11 protein-coding genes are annotated in these 14837 nt (G+C 59.2%); 3 read left to right on the top strand and 8 right to left on the bottom strand.

What is annotated here, in order from left to right:
* The first annotated feature begins 139 nt into the window (after positions 1–139).
* The 3 genes from M1D89_RS00790 to M1D89_RS00780 all read left to right on the top strand — a co-directional run bounded on the left by M1D89_RS00790 (position 140) and on the right by M1D89_RS00780 (position 4677).
* The gene (locus M1D89_RS00790; RefSeq protein WP_498643866.1) at positions 140–1780 is read left to right on the top strand and encodes an amidohydrolase; all 1641 of its coding nucleotides are present in this window, start codon (positions 140–142) and stop codon (positions 1778–1780) included.
* Between the two features lie 333 nt (positions 1781–2113).
* Positions 2114–2251 carry a hypothetical protein gene (locus M1D89_RS00785; protein ID WP_498643864.1) on the top strand — a complete coding sequence of 46 codons (138 nt, stop codon included), beginning with the start codon at positions 2114–2116 and terminating at the stop codon, positions 2249–2251.
* Positions 2252–3579: 1328 nt separating this feature from the next.
* On the top strand, positions 3580–4677 hold the full coding sequence (locus M1D89_RS00780; RefSeq protein WP_498643862.1) for an ATP-binding protein: 1098 nt from the start codon (positions 3580–3582) through the stop codon (positions 4675–4677).
* 747 nt (positions 4678–5424) lie between these two features.
* Here M1D89_RS00780 and M1D89_RS00775 read toward each other — a convergent pair.
* The 8 genes from M1D89_RS00775 to M1D89_RS00740 form a co-directional block, all read right to left on the bottom strand.
* Positions 5425–5826 carry a nuclear transport factor 2 family protein gene (locus tag M1D89_RS00775; protein WP_498643860.1) on the bottom strand — a complete coding sequence of 134 codons (402 nt, stop codon included), beginning with the start codon at positions 5824–5826 and terminating at the stop codon, positions 5425–5427.
* A gap of 16 nt (positions 5827–5842) precedes the next feature.
* Positions 5843–7963, bottom strand: coding sequence for a hydantoinase/oxoprolinase family protein (locus M1D89_RS00770; protein WP_498643858.1), 2121 nt, complete (start codon positions 7961–7963; stop codon positions 5843–5845).
* Positions 7964–7992: 29 nt separating this feature from the next.
* Positions 7993–9861 carry a hydantoinase B/oxoprolinase family protein gene (locus tag M1D89_RS00765; RefSeq protein ID WP_498643856.1) on the bottom strand — a complete coding sequence of 623 codons (1869 nt, stop codon included), beginning with the start codon at positions 9859–9861 and terminating at the stop codon, positions 7993–7995.
* 89 nt (positions 9862–9950) lie between these two features.
* Complete coding sequence (locus M1D89_RS00760) at positions 9951–10922, bottom strand: AraC family transcriptional regulator (protein WP_498643854.1); 972 nt, start codon at positions 10920–10922, stop codon at positions 9951–9953.
* 788 nt (positions 10923–11710) lie between these two features.
* Positions 11711–12400, bottom strand: coding sequence for an HpcH/HpaI aldolase family protein (locus M1D89_RS00755; protein WP_498643852.1), 690 nt, complete (start codon positions 12398–12400; stop codon positions 11711–11713).
* 246 nt (positions 12401–12646) lie between these two features.
* Positions 12647–12769 (bottom strand): RraA family protein, encoded by a 123-nt coding sequence (locus M1D89_RS00750; RefSeq protein WP_498643949.1) that lies wholly within the window; start codon positions 12767–12769, stop codon positions 12647–12649.
* A 246-nt stretch (positions 12770–13015) separates the two neighbouring features.
* A complete protein-coding gene (locus M1D89_RS00745) occupies positions 13016–13831 on the bottom strand; it encodes a carbon-nitrogen hydrolase family protein (RefSeq protein WP_498643850.1) in 816 nt (271 codons plus the stop codon).
* 178 nt (positions 13832–14009) lie between these two features.
* Positions 14010–14828, bottom strand: coding sequence for an ABC transporter ATP-binding protein (locus tag M1D89_RS00740; protein WP_498643848.1), 819 nt, complete (start codon positions 14826–14828; stop codon positions 14010–14012).
* Positions 14829–14837: the final 9 nt, after the last annotated feature.

The following is a 14837-nucleotide window of genomic DNA, read 5'->3' as shown; positions in this document are numbered from 1 at the left end:
TCAAAGAACGTATCCCAAGTGGCCAATGTGTTCGGTGAAACCCACGGACCATTTGTGGCAGTTGGTGGTCTTCAATCTGAAAGGAAAGGTGCAGCATGCAAAGAATGAGAACTGATCAGTTTCGGATAGGTGACCTTTCGTGAAACTCGACGCGCTCTTTATCAATGGCCGGTTCACCACTGTCGATCCTGGTCGACCGCACGCGCGTGCGCTGGGGGTCATAGGTGAGCAGATCGTGGGATTGGACGAGGAACTGGAGGGCTGTTCCTCCGATGTCGTTTATGACCTGCAGGGCGCTCCTGTCGTGCCCGGCTTCCATGATGCGCACTACCACCTTTCGACAGGCGGGCGGGATCTGACCCTGCTGGACGTATCGCCCGGCGAGGCGCCAACACTTGACAGGCTCTATGAGTTGGTGGCCGAAAGGGCCCAGCAGCTTCCTGTTGATGCCTGGGTGGTTGGAAAGGGGTACGAGTCGCTCTACCTCGGCGGCCATCCTGACCCGGACGCCCTGGACCGGGCCGCTGACGGCCGGCCTGTATGGCTTTTGCAGAAGTCAGAACATGGAGGAGTGGCCGGCCGCGCTGCGTTGCGGCGACTGGGGCTCAATGAAACCAAAGATGTCCCGTTCATCGACGGCGGGCATATCGCCATCGGGAAAGATGGCCGCCCCAACGGGGTGATCGCCGAAAAGGCGATGGCTCTGGTCTTTGATGCGATTGGGCCGAAACCTTTCGATGAGTTCGTCGAGGATATCGGCCGGTCGGCACGCAACGCCGCCGCCATGGGCCTGACCAGCATCACCGAACCGGGCCTTGGCGGAATGTGGGGCACCGGAGCGAGCGACATTGCGGCGTTCCAAACCGCACGGGACCGGGGCCTGCTGGACCTGCGCGCGACCGTGATGCCGTACTTCGAGGTACTTCACAAGCTGGAACACGACGGCTCAGGCACCCCGGATTTCGGGCTTGACCTGGGGGTCCATACCGGGCTGGGCGATGATTGGCTTCGGATTGGTGCGGTGAAGATCGTCAGCGACGGTGCCTTCTCGATGCGCACCGCTGCCATGTGCTGCGACTATGAAGACACCGCGGGCGAGCGAGGCTACCTCTTGCAAGACACGGAGGAACTGCGCCGACAAATCCTCGACCTCACAGCTGCAGGCTGGCAGGTCGCCACCCACGCCATCGGTGACCTCGCCGTCGATACCGTGCTGTCCGCCTACGAACAGGCACGCCTGGCCTTCCCGAAGAACCGGCTGCGTCATCGGATCGAACACATGGGCCTGGCGACCGATGGCCAGATCAGGCGGTTGCGGGCCGCGGACGTGATTGCCGTGCCGCAGGCCAGGTTCCTGGACGAGTTCGGGGATACCTATTTGGCGGCCGTGGGCGAGGACCGGGCCCAATACTTGTATCGTCAGCGCGGCTTCCTGGACGGCGGGCTTGAGCTGCCCGGAAGCTCGGACTGGCCCATCGTCGCCGGCGCCCCATTGCTGGGCATACATTCGCTGGTGAACAGGCAGATCCCTGGGGGAAGAATCCTGAACCCGGCAGAGCGGCTCACCCCTGCCCAGGCACTGCGCGCATTCACCTACGGCTCCGCCTATGCCGACCATCAGGAACACCGCAAAGGCAGCCTCACCCGGGGCAAACTGGCCGACTTCGTCGTCCTCACCGACGACCTGCTCCACGTCCCACCCGAACAGATCGGATCAATCCAGGTAGCCGCGACCATCATCGGCGGCACACCACGCTACGGAACACTACAAACCAGCTAGAACCGGGGCATGCACGATCCACAGGCTGCTCTAAAGTTTCTCGCTGCACAGATCATCGCACCGCTCTCGATGCGCCGTCACTCAGCCCAGCCAGCCACGCCAACAATAAATGAGCAACACCCCGCCGGAGTGTCAGCCATTCACAAGCCGACCTCCCTGGTAATACCCTCAGCTGGCATGCCAGCTCAATACTGTATCCACTCCCCACCCCGGGGCACGCCGGTACCTCCCGGCCCCATGGGTCCAACCAAGTATCTGGAAACGGGGACGACCGAGCCAACCATTTTCGCTGGCCACCACCCCTGAAACGGACTCCAGACAGGAATTTTCTTCATGACCACCAGGACAACTACTCCTGAAAAGGAGACCCGGTCTACCCGCGTTCAGCGCGGTACGACGAAGGCGCTCAACGGCGTCACCATGGACCTCGTCAACGCCGAACAGGACCACCGCCTTGCCGACCGTGGCTAGTACGGACATGACATTTCAGAACTTGAACGATCTAATCGCCCCCTCATCTAGCGACAGAGGCGACGAGCTGCCCAGCACCCAGTGGGGGCAGCTCGACGAAGGCGACGATGTCATTGTCAAGCGAGAACGGGAACCGCTCCTTGCCGGGGAAATTGATGCTCGGACCCAGGACGCCTCTGTTTTCTGGGTTTGGCTCGAAGGAGGCCGCGGCCGCGTAGCGGTCTACGCCGATGAAGGCACCTCAGTTTGGTTACCCAGAGACCGTCACCTGTGCACGGCACAAGAACCCGCAAAAGTACTACCGCAACGCGAGGTGCCAGCTCTGGACTAACCCTGAGTCGACCTAATCAGCCGTGCGTCATTGCTGATGCATTTGCCCGGCGTAAACCCAAACGTGACAATTTCGAGGCTTTCATTGACTTCTTTCTCAGACAGGCCTCGAACTCAACCTGCTGGGTTCAGGGTTGGAGACGAACACTGGCCGGACTGCGGATGGGTACGTCTATGTAAGCACGCTGGACAGAACGAGAAGCACCTGCTTGAAGGCCAGGTTCTGGATTGGGTCTTCACGGCCCCGGCCTCCTGCAGAGACACTTCCAAGAACTGCCCGAGCTGATGCGGTTTGTCCGGGACGGGGACACCGTGGTGGTGAACGGCAGGACCCGTTCGGGCGTAACCTCGTTCGCCTGCGCGCTCGTCCAGGTTCTCATCCGCGAGGGGTGCGGGTCGAGTTCGTCAAGGAGAGTCTGGTCTTCACGCTTGAGGACTCTCCCATGGCAAACGTGAAGCTCGAACTTTCTCTGATCATGGAACACCAGTGGACGGTATCGCCCCGGCCAAGCAGCTTGGTGTCGTGCAAAAGGCAGAAAAAGGCCCTCACGCTCGGAACATATAGCCCAGCTGGTCCAGCTGGCCCGGAAACGGCGCTTCGAAAGTCGTCCTTACCCGTGTTTGCGGGATTAACAAGGAGGCCGGCTGCCAGTACCGGTGCCACTTCACGCCAGCGGGAACCCGGTCCTCCGCCCAGTCGCCGCTCTTGACGTAGCTTTACGGAAGGTCCATTATCGGCATTGGAGTGAGGCGAGTCAAAAGAGAATCGGTAACCCGTCCCGCACTGCTTCGGGTGTTTTCGCAGGTTGGTCCCGGGTAGTCGGTCAGCGGCCAGCCAATGTCATGCAGAGCGGTGCGGAACTGCCCAAGCCGCTAGGGGTCCAGGTCTGGTCCCCGGACATCGATCATCGGACGACGATCGAGTGTCGGGTAGGTGGCCTTGGAGGAGTAGACTCACAGGTACTCACAAGACTCACAAGGACTCACAAGGATCTGCGATGATGAACCCTTTCCGCCCTACAGCCGGCGCCACTCCCCCAGAACTCATTGGCCGCGAGGGGATGCTCGATGAGTTTGAGTACGGCCTGCAGCTTGGCTCTGGGGCGCCCGGATTGCTGACCATCATCACAGGCGCCCGCGGCATCGGCAAGACCGCCCTACTCAGTGCCGCCCAGGGCGCGGCCGCCCGGCAAGGGTGGGTTGTTGTTCCCGAGACGGCCACACCGGGGTTCGTCGGACGGATCGGCGAGACCATGCGGCTGCACCTGGATGAACTCGGCTCCGGCCCGACCGGTCGCAGGATCACAGCATTGGGCGTGGCAGGTTTCACCGTTACCACCCAGTTGCCGCCGGAGCGGCAGGTTGACTGGAGGCGGTTGGGAAACCAGCTGCTGAACGTTCTCGCGGAGAAGAAGACAGGGCTGCTTTTCACCGTTGACGAAATACACTCGGCAGACCGTGCGGAACTGTCCCGGCTGGCTGCCGATGTCCAGCATTTCATTCGCGACGGGCTCCCGATAGGACTGATCTTCGCCGGACTGCCGGCAGCAGTTTCGGATCTGCTCAACGAAGGAGTGGCAACGTTCCTGCGCCGGGCAGAGCGCATCGACCTGCATGCCGCGGCCATTGCGGAGGTTGAACGGTCCTATGCCAGCACCTTCCAGAATGCTGGCATCAGCATCAGCGCTGACTTGGTCCGGGAAGCGGCTGAGGCGACCGGGGGGTATCCGTTCCTGATCCAGCTCATCGGCTACCAGCTATGGCGGCAAGCCGAAATCAATAACATGGCGTTGGAAAAGACAAACATCACCCAAGCCATCAATGCCGCCACCCGCCGCCACGAGGCGACAGTCATCGAGGCGGCCCTCTCCACCGCGTCAGACAAAGACAAAGACTTCCTCCGTGCCATGGCCGAAGACGACGGCCCTGTTGTTGCCGGCGATATCGGAAAACGGCTCAACGCCAAGAGCAACGTCGTTGCCAACTACCGGGCACGTCTCATAGCAGCAGGACTCATCGAAGCCCCCGCATACGGCAAGGTCGACTTCGCTATCCCCGGCCTGCGCGAGTACCTCCGCAAAACAAGCCCTCTATAAGCGAAGCCTCCGGAATGATCACGGCTAGGAACTCACCGCCGACGTTTACTCTCCCAGCTGACGAAACGTCCGTTATCGGCGTTCAAGTGGAACGAGTAGAAGTAGATGAGAGGACTGGTCCCACTTAGTCTTTTGGTGTTTACGCAGATCTGACTGCTCCATTGATACCTCAGCGGCGACCGGCGTGAACAAGTCGCTACGCGCACCGAGGTGGGCCGGGCAGGTGCCGGCCGCCCCACCCAGCAGACGGACATGTCGATAACAGGACACCCAGAAAGAGCCGGGGCCAAGCGTTTAATGAGTCACGACCGCCAGAGTGGAATGGCCTGCACTTACTCTGCCAGCCAATCCCAGACCAGCCATCCCAATCCTCACAGACTCTTGAACACGGGAGTGGCCCGTGCTGAGGGCTTTTCTATAGGGCATCGCCATAGGTACGGTGCTCACCGGGTTTCTTGTGGGTGGCAACGAGTAGCTATTCGCTTTTCGAGACATGGTAGTGGCTCATCAGCCATGCCCCGTTGATGTGCTGACAGGACCACTGTCAGGGGTACCGGAACGACGACGCCCTCGGGCCACAGACCGGATGGCGGCTGGAGCGTAGTGCCATCAAAGAGTGAAGGACCCCCGGTCCACTCCGTGATCGGGGGGCCCTGCACGTATTGAATCTTCACTAGTGGAATATGGCGCAGCCAATGTTAGCCTGGTGTTTGTGCGGCATTGGCACAACCAGCCGAGACAGCCCGCTTATCTCACATACTCCTTGCGGAACGCATTCTTATAGATCAGCTTCCCGTCCGCATACTCAAGGAGGTCGCAGCCTCGCTTGCTGACCCATTGGCCTTCGACAGTGGCGGAAAAGATCCAACTGACGGCCAGACGTTCTCCGTCGGTGAGAAAGACGGACATATCCGAAAACTCTCCATCCGGATACTTCGCAAAAAATCGGGCCAAGCCGTCTCGAATGGCGGTAGCACCCTCGCACCGCTGGCCTTCGGCGCCCGAGCCGTAGGACACCAACCAGAGACAGTTGTGATGGATATGGGACATGATGCGGTCGACATCATGCGCGTTCCAGGCCTCGCATAGGTCGTCGAATCCGTCAGGGAGCAATTGGGTGGAAACTTGGTGTGCCCTGTCATTAGTCATCGCAATATCAACCCTTTCAGGACGCAACAGAGATCTGAACGCGGTCGGGCTGGTTTGAACGACCCCGGTCATCTTTGGCGGCCACATCGATGGTGTAACCGTCTGCTCCGTGCATCGTGAGGCGGTCCCCCTCAGCGAGCACAATAGTGGTCGTGGGCGCATAAAGTACGGCGGGCCCCTCAATGCGGCTGCCGATACCTACCCCAACCGACTCGTACACAGGAACTTCCGTCATTTCATCCCTAACGAGGGAATACACCTGTCGAATCGCAACTGGTTCAGAATCCTTGGTGGTGACCGGTTCTGAAGTTGTGCCGACGGATTTCCCAAGCGACCCGACGGCAGCAACGCGCCAGTGAAGGAATTCGACTGGCATATTCGGCCTGTTGTACGCGAACTCGTTCAGATGATCTTCGTTAAAAGCCGTGGCTATTGCCTTCAGTGCCGCCGGCGTTAGCCGCTCCGAAGCCGGAACTACAACAGTGAGCTCGTGTACCTGGCCGGGATAACGCGCGTCGACAGCCCGACGGAGCTGAACCCGTGCCTCGTCGAAGCCCTCTTCCATGAGCTGATTCCTAGCCTCCAACTCAAGTCGCTCCAGTGCGGACGCCAGCTCGGCTGCATCGTCGTCGGTGGAGTAAGCATGCCCGGCCATAAGATAATCGTGTTGAACATCGGTAACCGTCATGCCGAACGAGCACAGCACACCGGCCTGCAGCGGAATGAAGAGGGTCGAGATCCCAAGCTCGCGTGCCAGTTCCACCGCATGCAGTCCGCCCGCCCCACCGCCACTCACCAGCGAAAATCCACGCGGATCCAACCCGCGCTGCACCGAAACACTTCGAATTGCCGCGACCATGTTGGAATTGACTACCCGGATCATGCCCGCCGCTGCCGAAACCGTGTCCAGCCCGAGCGGTCCGGCGATCTTCTCATCAATTGCCTTGCGCGACAGGTCATCTCGCAGCCTACGCCTTCCGCCTAGGAAGCGGTCAGGATCAAGAAAGCCGAGAATGACGTTCGCGTCAGTGACTGTTGGCTCGACACCTCCATTGTCGTAACAGGCCGGGCCAGGAACGGCCCCGGCGCTGCGGGGTCCGATCCGCAATGCGCCTCCGTTATCGATCCAGCCAATAGAGCCTCCTCCGGCGCCCACTGAATGGGTATCCACTGCCGGAACTCCGATGGGCTGGTTCTCCACCTGTATGTCCCGGCTCATTGTGGTGACACCATCTCGGATCAAACAGACGTCCAAGCTCGTACCGCCCATATCAACCGATATCACGTTATTCCCGGCGCCTTCGCTGTGATAACGGGCTGCTGCCGGGGCGGCTGCCGGGCCAGAAGCGAGAATGTTTACTGGCCGCTTCACAATCTCCGAAACACGGGCGCAACCGCCGTTGATCTGCATGATGAGCAGGGGGCTCCGCAAGCCTAAGCGTTCCAACTCGGATTCGAGTTCACGAAGGTAGCTGCGGATCTTAGGGGCTATGTAGGCGCTTAGGACCGTCGATGAAGTACGTTGCCATTCTCTGATCTCGGGAAGAATGGTGTTCGACGTAATGACGTGAACTCCCGGCAATTCCTCGCGAAGTATTTCTGCAGCGCGCTCTTCATGCGTCGGGTTAAGAACTGACCACAGGAAGGAGACAGCTACTGCTTCAACACCGGCGGCCCTAAACTTCGCGGCTGCATCCCGGACGGCGGCTTCATCAAGCGGATTGACTTCGTTGCCGTCTTTGTCGATCCTGCCTGGAACCCCGACTCTAAGCCAACGGTCGACGAGTGGTGCAAAGTGTTGGACGCTCATATCGAACTGGTTCGGCTTGAACCCGTCGCGGAAGTAAAGAACGTCGCGGAATCCCTCGGTGCACAGGAGCGCGACCTCCGGGCCGTTCCGCTGGATCAGCATGTTTGTGGCCACGGTTGTTCCGTGAACGAACAGGGAAGTCTGTGCAAGCAGTTTGGTGACAGTGAGTTCCATCTGGTCGGCCAAGGCCTCCAAGCCTCGTCTAATCACTCCAACCGGGTCGAACGGTGAGGACTCTTCTTTCCAAAGCACCATGTACCCGTCTTCACCGATCAAGGTGAAGTCTGTAAAGGTGCCGCCAATGTCTACGCCTATACGCCATGTCATTGTTCAAATTCCGTTCAGTCGTTGTGATTTCAGAAAAGAGAAGGGTTGGGAAGATACACATCGCCGTCGCGCATATCGGTCGCCCGCCAGGTCGACGAGTCCGCTTCCACAGGAGTGATTGGGGCGACGATCCGTTCAGACAGGGACCTTCTCAGTTGTGCAGTTGCTTCAACCTCAACCACTGGGATCTCCTCAGCCGTCAATGCGACGCCGAAAACATCACGGGCTACCTCCCAGGAGATGATTCCGTCTATGACGTCCTTTCGGACCTGCTCGGCGTCCCGGTGCTCCGGACGTCCAAACCCTCCTCCACCAGTTGAAACTCCGACCAAGACTTCCGAATCTCCATCAATTACGACGCCGGCGTTCGCGGACATGTAGCGACGGGAGTTCGTCCGGTGGTTATTGGCATACTGGCCACCCCCGATGCCGGCGGTCCCGCCCAACGCCCCAAAAGGCGGGTTAGCGAATCCATCACCACCGGTAACGCAATTGAAGCTGCCCTTCAGCGGAGTAATAACAAATCTGTTTCCTGGTCCTCCGATCCATTCACCGAAGCCCATGGAATCCTGCTCTACCTCGTTCCTTTCGATTCTCACCGGGAAGAGCATCTCAAGCTGTTCGATCGGCTGTATCTTCATTCCGCCCAAGCCCGCCATGGTGTAGAAAAGCGGCCAGCCGTCTACTCCACGGGATGCGCCCTGACCGCCTCCATTGTTGAGGTTCAGAAACCCCCAAGGGATGCCGGACCAGTCTTCCGCCCCCGAAATCTGCTGCAAGTTCGCAGAACGGGCTCCGCCGGCGGGAACACGGTCCGGCATGGCCTGAATCAAAGCCCGATTTACGACCTCCTGCATCAAATCCGCCGGGCAGAACGTCGCACAGGTTGTAGAGGCCGGGTATTCGGCGTTGACGACCGTTCCCTTGGGCGCAATCACCTTGATATGGCGAAGGCATCCCTCATTCAGGGGAATGTCCGGATCGATGTAGTAAAGGAAGGGGAGCGTGCCCGCGGCCTGGGCAGTAGCTTCGGTTGCATTAACGCCACCTTGCGCCTGGGGCCCGCTGCCGGTGTAGTCGACTGTCACGGTGTCATCGTCGATGGTAACGGTGACTCGGATGGGGATATTTCGCACGTTGACACCATCGTCATCGAGCCAGGCCTCGGCAGTATACACGCCGTCCGGCATGGACCGGATCTCCTCGCCCATACGTCGGTCAGAGTAAGCGATGAGCTGATTGGCGTAGTCCGTGACCGTGTCCACAGAGTAGTCATCGAATAGCTGAACCAGAGCTCGGCGCCCCTTCTCGGTGCATCCGATCATTGCGCGCATGTCGCCCTCAACTGATTCCGAGTACCGAAGGTTCGAAAGGTACAACGAGAAAAAGTCTTCCTTGAACACCGCTCTTTCAATCAATCTGTACGGAGGGATGGATATGCCTTCCTGAAAGACTGACGTGTAGGACGGGTCTGCCTGCGACGGTGTCGCTGCTCCAGTGTCCATCTGGTGTCCTCGGGCCAACACCCACATTAAGTGCCTGCCGCCCGCGAAAACTGGTGCCATCGTGACAAAGTCACCGATGTGGACGTTGCCGGAGTACGGATCATTGGCGATGAAGAGATCTCCCTCATTGATATCGGAACCGTAACGCTCCTTTAGAGCTTCTAGCACCAGGCTCAGCGAGGCGGTCTGCATCGGACACCCGTCGGCAATCGCAATCTGGCGGGCGTCGGCATCATAGATCGCGCACGAAAAGTCCCGGGCCAGAGCCAGGATCGACGTCCAAGCCGACCTTTCAAGCACATGTGCCATCTCGTCAGCGATTGCTCGAAAACGGTTCGTGATGACGCTGAACGTGATCGGGTCATCGATTGAAGTTTCATGTTGAATGGTCAAGGCATACCTCTCAGAGCGCACTTTCCGGGAAGTCCGGCAGCAGATGCTGCGGCGGATGAAAGTACGATGTCACGCCACCAACTGCGGGACTATCCAGATATCGACCCGTCTAGCCGCGAATGCGACACACCGCCCACGCGGGCTACCGTCGTCGAGGGTGTCTCGCCGAACTGTTCCCGGTAATACTTGGCGAACCGCCCCGGGTGGTAGAAACCATGCGCCACTGCGACGTCCGTGACCGAAGCCCCCCGAGGGGCCCCTTCAAGCTCTCTTCGCACTCTGTCCAGCCGCCTCGACCGCAGGTACTGACTCGGTCCCATTCCGAAGGCCTCATGGAAAGCTCTCTCAAGACTGCGTGCACTGACCCCAATTCTGCCGGCGACCTCAGATACGGTGAGGAGCTCGTAATCGGGCAGGGCGTCCAGTAGCGCAACTGCCTCGCCGGCCAACCGTGGTCTTCTGCGCCCTTCAACTTCAAACAGATGGGAGTAGTTGTGAGGATGGCGGTAGAGGATCAGATCCATCGCCAATTTCTGCAGGTAGCCGACCCCGGACGGCGGCAGGACAGCCCGTTGAGCAGACAGGGCCATAATTTGTGACCACAGACCTTCGAGCTCCCCGGAAAAACGTTGCAGCGCAAAGCGAACGTCGTCGTCGAGGCCGGTCCCCAGTAGTTTTTCGCAGTGCTGCCGGAGCCCCGCAGTGTCCATCCGGATGGTTGACTGGGAGAACCTGGAGTCGAAAGCAAATTGTGTGGACCGGTCGCCTGAGATAATGATGGTTTGACCGCCGCGCCATTCCTCCGCATGGGAGCCTTGGCGCACGGTGCCAGTTCCGCGGACCGCATGCGTGACCGAAGTCAGGCCGACGAGGGTTCCGGGTTCAACCTCTACCTTCGCACCGTACTCCAAAGTGACATACGCAAGGCCGCCCCCCGCATTGGCGCGCAGACGCGTGGTGAAGCTCTTCGACCGGGGATCAAGCTGCAGCTCGTGAGGGCAGAAGACGCGGCTGACCGCAGAGACGGCTTCTTGGGGATCACCAGTACTGACTTCGATCATGATCCCCCTTCTAATGCGGCAACCACGACGGCGAATCCTGCCGCCCTACCATGCAGCACCAGGCCAATATGAGCATCTGGCCTCAGAGCAGTTCACCACGATCCCCTTCCTGATATGCAGGACTTTCCGACGGCGCTGCCTGCAAGAGTACTGTAACGGGCCTCACATTGAGTTTAGATGACGGTCGCAAAAACTCACATGAACCAGAAGAATGTCGAGTGAAGGAATCCTGGGGCGAACCGGTCGCGTTCCCCAAGAAGAACTCTGAAATGGGCTTCGAGGAAGCCCAGCTCCGTTGCTGGCCTTCGCGCTATCGCCGGACGGCACCCCACGTGGGCTGGCGGAAGGTGCGCTGGCATCTGCTGGCCTGGCCCGAGTGGGACGGTCTGTTGCTGAACAGGAAGCGGGTCCTTAGGCTCTGGCCCGACGAAGGGTTGACCTGCAAACCAGAGCGCGGAAGAAGCGCGCACCGGTCCCGCTGCCGGGAGCCGAGGCGGGCCGAAAACGAAGCAATTCTGGAGAATTGCGCGGAAAACGCACCAGCGTGGGGCCGAGGCTTGCGTAAGCGTCTGATGACCCAGGGCAGAACACCCTATAACCCTGAGGTAGCCGAACGTCCGAACAGGCATCTCCGGGCGAATATTAGAGAGTTCCTGACCTGGAACCGTCGCCGGCCTCTATGGGGCATTACTGTCCTCAATGAAGCGGTGCGGCGACGGACTCGTTGGAAGTCACGCCGCAAGGGCGTAAATTCAAGGACCCGTGCACGCGTTGGCAGTGACGGACTATCATGCTCCCGACGTGGAATTTCCGGCGAAGATGCTGTTGGCCGCTTCAATGTCGTCTTGGAAGGCGCCGATCAATGCCGAGTATTCCGAGGAGATCAAAACGTCCCCAACACCATTTTCAGCGGCGAACCGCTGATCCTCGGGGTTCCAGGCCGCCATCATGACAGACTTTCCATGAGCATGCGCTGCTGTCACGATCGTTTGGAGATCCGTGAGCGCTTCCTCTGATCGGGTGTCCACTCCCCTGCCGCGACGGATGGCCAGGTCAACGGCGCCTGGGAAGAGCCCGTCTACGGATGGTAATGCCGCGATGTCCTTCACTGTTTCCAGGGCCTCAGCATCTTCAATCAGGGCGAAAAATTTTGTCTCGTGGTTCTGGTCCTCCCACCAGCCCGGGGACAGCTGCATGCCGTATCCGGATGCCCGTTCAGCGGCGAGGCTTCGGTCTCCCAAGGGCGGATATTTGGCGTAGCTGCTCATCAATTTCGCTTCCTCGGGGGAGGTGATGTGCGGAACGATGACGCCGTCCGCTCCGAAGTCGAGGCAGCGTTGAATGGGTTCCCTAGAGGGCAACCGGACTTTTATATAAACCTCCACGCCTTTGGCGTGGACAAGAGCGATGGCGACGTTCAGAGCGGAGTCCGAAATCTCACTGTGTTCTGCATCGAAGACAATGTAATCGATTGGCATCGATGCTGCGATTTCGATTGAAGCTAGGCTGCCGGTAGCCAGCCAGATACCTTTTCGGGGGTTATAGTGGTTCACGACGTTGTTCCTGATCCTCGAATTTTTGATGTCGGTGCTGCGGGCTAGCAGGTGTGGTGGATCGTCAGCTGACTTCAGAATTCCGGAACAAGTCAGCTGCTCCGGAAATCTCCAAGAGCTCAGTTCCGGTCCTGATCCTTTTTTCAAAGCAGGTTCGCCCCTCTCCCATGCCTAGAGTGCCGTGGCGAGCGAGAGCGCTTCTTTAGGGGAAATGATGGCTATACCATCGGCGTCTCCCATGATCACGTCACCGGGATGGATCACGGCACCTCCGACTGTAACCCGGACGTTGATTGCGTTCCTGTTAGGCGTGCAGTCCTTCGGTGCGCCTTGGCGGCTGAGGCTGGAGTGTCTTATTCCGACTAATAATGCCGCGATGGGCTTGGGGAGGTTTGGGTGAAAACATATGAGGCGAGCCCGTAGGGCGTGTCCTTAGCCTCCGTGATGTGCAGTCGATGCGTTACCAGGCCCCTTGTCCTGGCTGACTTTCGCAATCGGATTGAAAGCAGTGCCCGGCAGGGATGGAGGTTGGTGCTTGTCCTAGGCCAGAGACGCTGCAGCGGCTGCGGTCGGAACGATGTCGAAGCGCCGGTGCTGGAGCGCAGGGACTTTGCCCCGAACCGCGTTCAGCCGCGCTGCACTTATTTCGGCTGTCGCCACGCCGAAGCCCTCACCTGCCGAGGCTAGGACGACACCGAAAGGATCCACGATCATGGAATACCCGCTTCGGAAGGGACCTGTTTGGTTTGCTGCCAGAACATAGGAAACGTTCTCGATGGCGCGGGCTTTGATGAGTGTGGCGAACTGGTCCTCTTTCCCGAAACCACTGATCCACGCCGCGGGAACGGCCATGACCTCGGCGCCGGCATCAAGCAGCCGGCGGCCACTTTCAGGAAAGCGAAGATCATAGCAGACGAAGGAACCCACCGACAGCTCCCCCATTTTTTCCACAAACGGTTGTGACGTTGTTCCCGGCGTGATCGCATCGCTTTCTCGAATGCCGAAGGCGTCACAAAGGTGGGTTTTGTGGTTGGTTCCCATCACTTTTCCTGTCGGTTCCAGGGACACGATGGAGTTGTAGGGGAGGCCTTCAGGGTTGGACTCGAAGACGCCTGCGATGACGTGCATACGGTGCTTGGCGGCCCGTTTGCCCAAAGTTGACACGAACTTGCCGTCGAGGGGTTCGGCGACAGCCGAAAAGATGTCGCCCGAATCCGTGGTGAAGTACATACTCAATTCGGGAAGCACTACGAGCTCTGCGCCGCGGGCTGCAGCTTGATCTACGAGTTCAATACAGGCCTCGAGGTTCGCCGACACGTCGGTGCCGGCTTCGAACTGGCCAACGGCGGCGATCACGCGTGTGTTCCGTAGGTGTTGTCTGCGGTGCCCTTAGACGAGGCCGGGCAGTCTGTACTGATCATGTCCATTGGGGTCTTCCTTGAGGTGAGTGGTGGTTTGTCTTTTTGGCGGCCCGGGAACGACACACAGGGGTGCGCCGAGATAGAGCGACCGGCGTTTTGGCCCTGTGGTGTGACTATTTTTGCCTACTGGCTGCTTCAGCTTTCGCTCGGTTTTGTGCTTCGCGTATGAGCCCTAGAACGTGGGACCGAAGTTCCCCGAATTGATGGCTTTCCCGGGTAGCGAACTGGTCGCGCTCCGTCCCGAGATCAACTTGGACGATTTCTTGAACGGTTGCCGGGTTTTTGGAAAGTACGACAATCCTGTCTGCCAGGTAGACAGCCTCATCGATATCGTGGGTTACCAGCATGACCGTCATCTTGCGCTCAATCTGGAGCCGCCGCGTCAGGTCTTCCAGCTCCAGGCGGGTTTGTGCATCGATCGATGCGAAGGGCTCATCCATGACGAGGACTTCGGGATCGGTGATTAGGGCCCGGGCTATAGCGACACGCTGCTGCATGCCGCCTGAGAGCTGCCATGGATACCGCGATTCCGAGCCACTGAGGCCAACACTTGCTAGAGCGTCCCTGCTCATTTTCTTTACCGTCTCGCGTGGGAGCTTCGAGTTCGAGAGGGCAAGCGCCACATTTTTTTCGGCGGTCATCCAAGGCATCAGGGAGCGGGTGTACTCCTGGAAAACGATGGATATTTTTGGGCTGGGTCCTGTCAGCGCCTTGCCGTCCAGAAGAACCTGTCCGGCGCTTGGAGGCATCAGGCTTGTCAGGCATCGAAGCAATGTCGTCTTGCCGGCTCCTGACGGTCCTACCAGGCAGACGAATTCGCCAGTGTGAACGTCAAAGGTGATATCACGAAGGACTTCGTTAGCAGTTGGTCCTGTCCCGTAGGTCTTGGACAGCCCGTCAATCCTCAAACGGAGGGGAGAGATGAGATTCATTTGTCAGAC

The organism is Arthrobacter sp. D3-18 (genome assembly GCF_054408525.1).
This window is presented reverse-complemented; position numbering and strand designations above follow the sequence as displayed.

Bases quoted from the DNA above. Each gene is read 5' to 3' on its own strand.
- M1D89_RS00780 (WP_498643862.1), top strand. From the start codon at position 3,580: ATGATGAACCCTTTCCGCCCTACAGCCGGCGCCACTCCCCCAGAACTC.
- M1D89_RS00785 (WP_498643864.1), top strand. From the start codon at position 2,114: ATGACCACCAGGACAACTACTCCTGAAAAGGAGACCCGGTCTACCCGC.
- M1D89_RS00740 (WP_498643848.1), bottom strand. From the start codon at position 14,828: ATGAATCTCATCTCTCCCCTCCGTTTGAGGATTGACGGGCTGTCCAAG.
- M1D89_RS00775 (WP_498643860.1), bottom strand. From the start codon at position 5,826: ATGACTAATGACAGGGCACACCAAGTTTCCACCCAATTGCTCCCTGAC.
- M1D89_RS00755 (WP_498643852.1), bottom strand. From the start codon at position 12,400: ATGCCAATCGATTACATTGTCTTCGATGCAGAACACAGTGAGATTTCG.
- M1D89_RS00770 (WP_498643858.1), bottom strand. From the start codon at position 7,963: ATGACATGGCGTATAGGCGTAGACATTGGCGGCACCTTTACAGACTTC.
- M1D89_RS00760 (WP_498643854.1), bottom strand. From the start codon at position 10,922: ATGATCGAAGTCAGTACTGGTGATCCCCAAGAAGCCGTCTCTGCGGTC.